At 70.9% G+C, this 4,647-nt stretch carries 5 protein-coding genes; all 5 read left to right on the plus strand.

Translation table 11 applies throughout. From position 1 onward, the window contains the following. The first annotated feature begins 152 nt into the window (after positions 1–152). Complete coding sequence (gene hutC / locus B0W88_RS29880) at positions 153–872, plus strand: histidine utilization repressor (protein WP_077038157.1); 720 nt, start codon at positions 153–155, stop codon at positions 870–872. Further along, positions 869–1,414 carry a HutD family protein gene (locus tag B0W88_RS29885; RefSeq protein ID WP_077038158.1) on the plus strand — a complete coding sequence of 182 codons (546 nt, stop codon included), beginning with the start codon at positions 869–871 and terminating at the stop codon, positions 1,412–1,414. The genes hutC and B0W88_RS29885 overlap by 4 nt, the downstream gene beginning before the upstream one ends. Next, positions 1,411–2,610: an imidazolonepropionase gene (gene hutI / locus B0W88_RS29890; protein WP_077038159.1), complete on the plus strand. Its 1,200-nt coding sequence runs from the start codon at positions 1,411–1,413 to the stop codon at positions 2,608–2,610. Before B0W88_RS29885 ends, hutI begins: the two co-directional genes overlap by 4 nt. Then, on the plus strand, positions 2,607–3,410 hold the full coding sequence (hutG, locus tag B0W88_RS29895) for an N-formylglutamate deformylase (protein ID WP_077038160.1): 804 nt from the start codon (positions 2,607–2,609) through the stop codon (positions 3,408–3,410). Before hutI ends, hutG begins: the two co-directional genes overlap by 4 nt. Positions 3,411–3,498: 88 nt before the next feature. Next, a partial coding sequence (gene hutF / locus B0W88_RS29900; protein ID WP_077038161.1) for a formimidoylglutamate deiminase occupies positions 3,499–4,647 on the plus strand: 1,149 nt, incomplete at its 3' end.

The raw sequence follows: 4,647 nt of genomic DNA on the forward strand, positions 1-4,647 counted from the left end.
GGTGTGGGATTGGGCATGGCGCGTGCTCCGATGGGACTTTGATGGAAAAAAGTTCCTGCGGCGTGTCCGTAAATCGTCAATCGTCGCGGGAATGTCCGAGGCTGCGCAGACTTTACTTGTATAGACAAGTGGCGTCAAATAGCATTCATGACATGGAAGAAGACAGGACCATCGAGGCGCCGCAGTACCTGCGGGTCAAGAATCATTTGCGGCAGGGCATCGCGAACGGCCGCTGGGTCGCCGGCGACCAGCTGCCGTCCGAGGCCGAGCTCGTCGCGCTGTTCAAGGTGAGCCGCATGACGGTCAACCGCGCGCTGCGCGAGCTCTACCAGGACGGGCTGATCCAGCGCATGCAGGGCGTGGGCACCTTCGTGGCCGACATGCACCGCATCTCGTCCACGCTGACCGTGCGCGACCTGGCCGAGGAGATCGAGTCGCGCGGACGCCGGCACGAGCTGCGCGTGCACAAGGTCGAGACCGTGGCGGCCACGCCCGAGCTGGCCGGCGACTTCGGCGTCAAGGTCGGCGAGGCGCTGTTCCACAGCGTGATCGTGCACCTCGAGAACGGCAAGGCGATCCAGTGCGAGGATCGCTACGTGAACCCGCTCACCGCGCCCGAGTACCTCGGGGTCGATTTCGAGAAGACCACGCCGACGCAATACCTGCTGAAGGTTGCGCCGCTGTCCGAGGCGCGCTACACCATCGAGGCGCTGCTGCCCAGCGACCTGGAAGCCAAGCTGCTGTGCATCTCCAAGCGCGAGCCCTGCCTGGTGGTGAAGCGCCGGACCTTCAGCGTGGGGCGGACCGTGACTTCGGTGCGCCTGACGCATCCAGGGTCTCTGTATCTGCTTGAAGGGGGATTCCAAACATGACATGGAGCCAGATCAGCGCCGAGGACATCCGGCCGCAGCCCTGGAAGAACGGCGGCGGCAAGACCCGCGAGCTGCTGGCCTGGCCCCACCCGGCCGACTGGATCCTGCGCCTCAGCGTGGCCGACATCGAGCAGGACGGCCCCTTCTCCGCCTTCCCCGGCGTGCAGCGCTGGTTCGGCGTGCTGCGCGGCCATGGCGTGCGGCTCTATGACTTCGCGCTGACGGTGGGCAGCGAGCTGCTGGCCTTCGACGGCTCGCTGGGCCCCGACTGCGAACTGATCGACGGCCCCACGCTGGACTTCAACCTGATGCACCAGCGCGGCAAGGGCAGCGTCGCGGTGGAGGAATCGTCCGGTCCCTGCGGGCTGAGCGGCCGGCTGATGTTGCTGTTCACCGCCGAGGGCGGCGTGCTGGAGCATGGCGGCCGGCGCATGACGCTGGCGCCGCTGAGCCTGGCCTGGTGCGAGGAACCGGCCGCGCAGCCGATGCACTTCGAGGGCTCGGGCCCCGCGTGGTGGATGGCCTGGAGCCCCAAGGAATGACGAGCGGAAGGACACTGTGGCGCAACGCCCGCCTGGCCACGCTGGACGGCACCGCGCCCTGGGGCTGGATCGAGGACGGCGCCCTGCTCACCGAGGGCGATCGCATCGCCTGGGTCGGCGCGCTGTCTGATGACATACCCCGTTATGACGACGTACAGGACCTCGGCGGCGCCGTCCTCACGCCCGGCCTGATCGACTGCCACACCCACCTCGTCTACGGCGGCAATCGCGCCCGCGAATTCGAGATGCGCCTGAACGGCGCCAGCTACGAGGACATCGCCCGCGCCGGCGGCGGCATCCGCTCGACGGTGGCCGCCACCCGCGAGGCCAGTGAGGACCAGCTGCTGGCGCTGGCCCAGCGCCGGCTCGACGCGCTGCTGGCCGAGGGTGTGACCACCGTCGAGGTGAAGTCCGGCTACGGCCTGAGCCTGGAGGCCGAGGCCCGCTCGCTGCGCGTGGCGCGGCGGCTGCAGGGCGCCGACGTGCGCACCAGCTACCTCGGCGCCCACGCGCTGCCGCCCGAGTTCGCCGGCCGCCAGGACGACTATGTGGACGCCGTCTGCGAGTGGATGCCGGCGCTGCATGCGCAAGGGCTGGTCGACGCGGTCGACGCCTTCTGCGAGGGCATCGGCTTCACGCCGGCCCAGACCCGCCAGGTCTTCGAGGCCGCGCGCCGCCTGGGCCTGCCCGTCAAGCTCCACGCCGAGCAGCTGAGCGACCAGGGCGGCACCGAGCTGGCCTGCGAGTTCGGCGCGCTGTCCTGCGACCACCTCGAATGGCTGAGCCCCGCCGGCGTGCAGGCCATGGCCGCGTCCGGCACGGTGGCGGTGCTGCTGCCCGGCGCCTACTACTTCCTGCGCGAGACGAAGCTGCCGCCAGTCGCCGCTCTGCGCGAGGCCGGCGTGCCGATGGCCCTGGCCACCGACCACAACCCCGGCACCTCGCCCACGCTGTCCCCGCTGCTGATGCTGAACATGGCCTGCACCCTGTTCCGCCTGACGCCCGAGGAGGCGCTGCGCGGCATGACCGTCCACGCCGCCCGCGCGCTGGGCCTGGCCGAAGACCGCGGCCGCCTGGCGGCCGGCCAGCGCGCGGACTTCTGCGCCTGGAACATCGAACACCCGAACGAACTGGCCTATCACTTCGGCCGCAACCCGCTGCGGCTGGCGGTGCGGGCCGGCAGGATCCGAACATGACCGAAACCGTCTATCAACTCCACCAGGGCAGCGTGCCGCTGCTGGTCAGCATGCCGCACGTCGGCACCGAGATTCCTGCCGATCAGGCGGAGCGTTATGTCTCCCGTGCGCTGGCCACCGAAGACACCGACTGGCACCTCGAGCGCCTGTACTCCGGCTTCGCCCGGGAGCTCGGCGCCAGCCTGCTGGTGCCGCGCTTCTCGCGCTACGTGATCGACCTGAACCGCCCGCCCGAGGACACGCCGATGTACCCCGGCGCCTCGAACACCGAGCTCTGCCCGACGCGCTTCTTCACCGGCGACCCGCTCTACCGCGACGGCCGCGAGCCCGACGCCACCGAGAAGGCGCGCCGCCTGACCCGCTACTGGCGCCCGTACCACGACGCGCTGCAGGCCGAACTGAACCGGCTCAAGGCCCTGCACGGCTACGTGCTGCTGTTCGATGCGCATAGCATCAAGTCCGAGCTGCCCTGGCTGTTCGAAGGCAGGCTGCCGGCGCTGAACATCGGCACCGTCGATGGCCGCTCCTGCGACCCGGCGCTGACCGCCGCCATCTCCGGCGTGCTGGCCACCCAGGACAAGTACAGCCAGGTGGTCAACGGCCGCTTCAAGGGCGGCTTCATCACCCGCCACTACGGCCGGCCCGAGATCGGCCAGCATGCGGTGCAGCTGGAGATGTGCTGGAACTGCTACATGCGCGAGGACGGCAGCTTCGCCTACGACGAGGACCGCGCCGCTGCCGTGCGCCCGCTGCTGCGCGCGCTGCTGGCCGCCCAGCTCCAATGGAATCCCAGGAAATGAGGCCCCTCGCCCAGCGCTGCGGCGCTGAACTCGCGCAGCCCTGGTCGGCCCGCGCAAATCCATCGCCACGCTCAGGGAGGAGCCAGGCATGAGTCACCGAGTCTTCTGGGCCGAGGCCGCCTGGGTCGACGGCCGCTGGCAGCGCCATGTGCGGCTGAGCGTCGATGCCGCCGGCCGCTGGCAGCGCATCGAGCCCGGCGCGCCGGCCGACGGCTCGCTGCTGCTGGCCGGCCCGGTGATCCCCAGCCTGGTCGATACGCACAGCCATGCCTTCCAGCGCGCCTTCGCCGGCCTGGCCGAGCGGCGCGAGGGCGAGGACGATTTCTGGTCCTGGCGCGACCGCATGTACGGCCTGGCGCTGAAGCTCGATCCGGCCCAGCTCAGGACCATCGCCAGCCAGCTCTACATCGAGCTGCTCAAGGGGGGCTACACCCAGGTCTGCGAGTTCCACTACCTGCAGCACCAGCCCGACGGCCAGCCCCATGCCGAGGACGAACTTGCGATGAGCTGGGCGCTGGCCGAGGCCGCGGAGACGGCGGGCCTGGGCCTGACCCTGCTGCCGGTGCTCTACGCCCGCTCCGGCTTCGGCCAGCCGGGCCTGCGGCCCGACCAGCGCCGCTTTGCCACCGACGCCGCCTGGGTGGACGCCGCCGCCCGCCGCATCGAGGCTGCCCGCCGCCCGCTGCTGAACGCCGGCGTCGCCCTGCATTCGCTGCGCGCCGCCAATCCCGAGGACATCCGCGCGCTTTGCGCGTTGGTGGGCGAGCGCGACCTCCCGATCCACATCCACATCGCCGAGCAGCAGCAGGAAGTGCGCGACTGCCTGGCCGCGACGGGCCAGCGGCCGATCGAATGGCTCTGCGCGAACGCGGCGCCCGACCGGCGCTGGCACCTGGTCCACGCGACGCACGCCACCCGCGACGAGATCGCGGCGGTGGCCGCGGCCGGCGCCTCGGTGGTGATCTGCCCCGGCACCGAGGGCAATCTCGGCGACGGCCTGATCGACCTGCCCGGCTGGCTGGAAGCCGGCGTGCCGGTCAGCATCGGCTCCGACAGCCACGTCACCCGCGCCTGGGGCGAGGAACTGCGCTGGCTCGAATACGGCCAGCGCCTGGCGCTGCAGCGGCGCAATGTGTCGGCCGACCCGGCGCGCCAGCAGACGTCCACCGCCGCCCGGCTGTTCGAGGCCGCCCGGCAGGGCAGCGCCGCACCTGCCGGGCAGGGCGAGGGCTGGGGG

The sequence above is a fragment of the Pelomonas sp. KK5 genome, assembly GCF_001984095.1.
In the GTDB taxonomy this organism is placed as follows: Bacteria; Pseudomonadota; Gammaproteobacteria; order Burkholderiales; family Burkholderiaceae_C; genus KK5.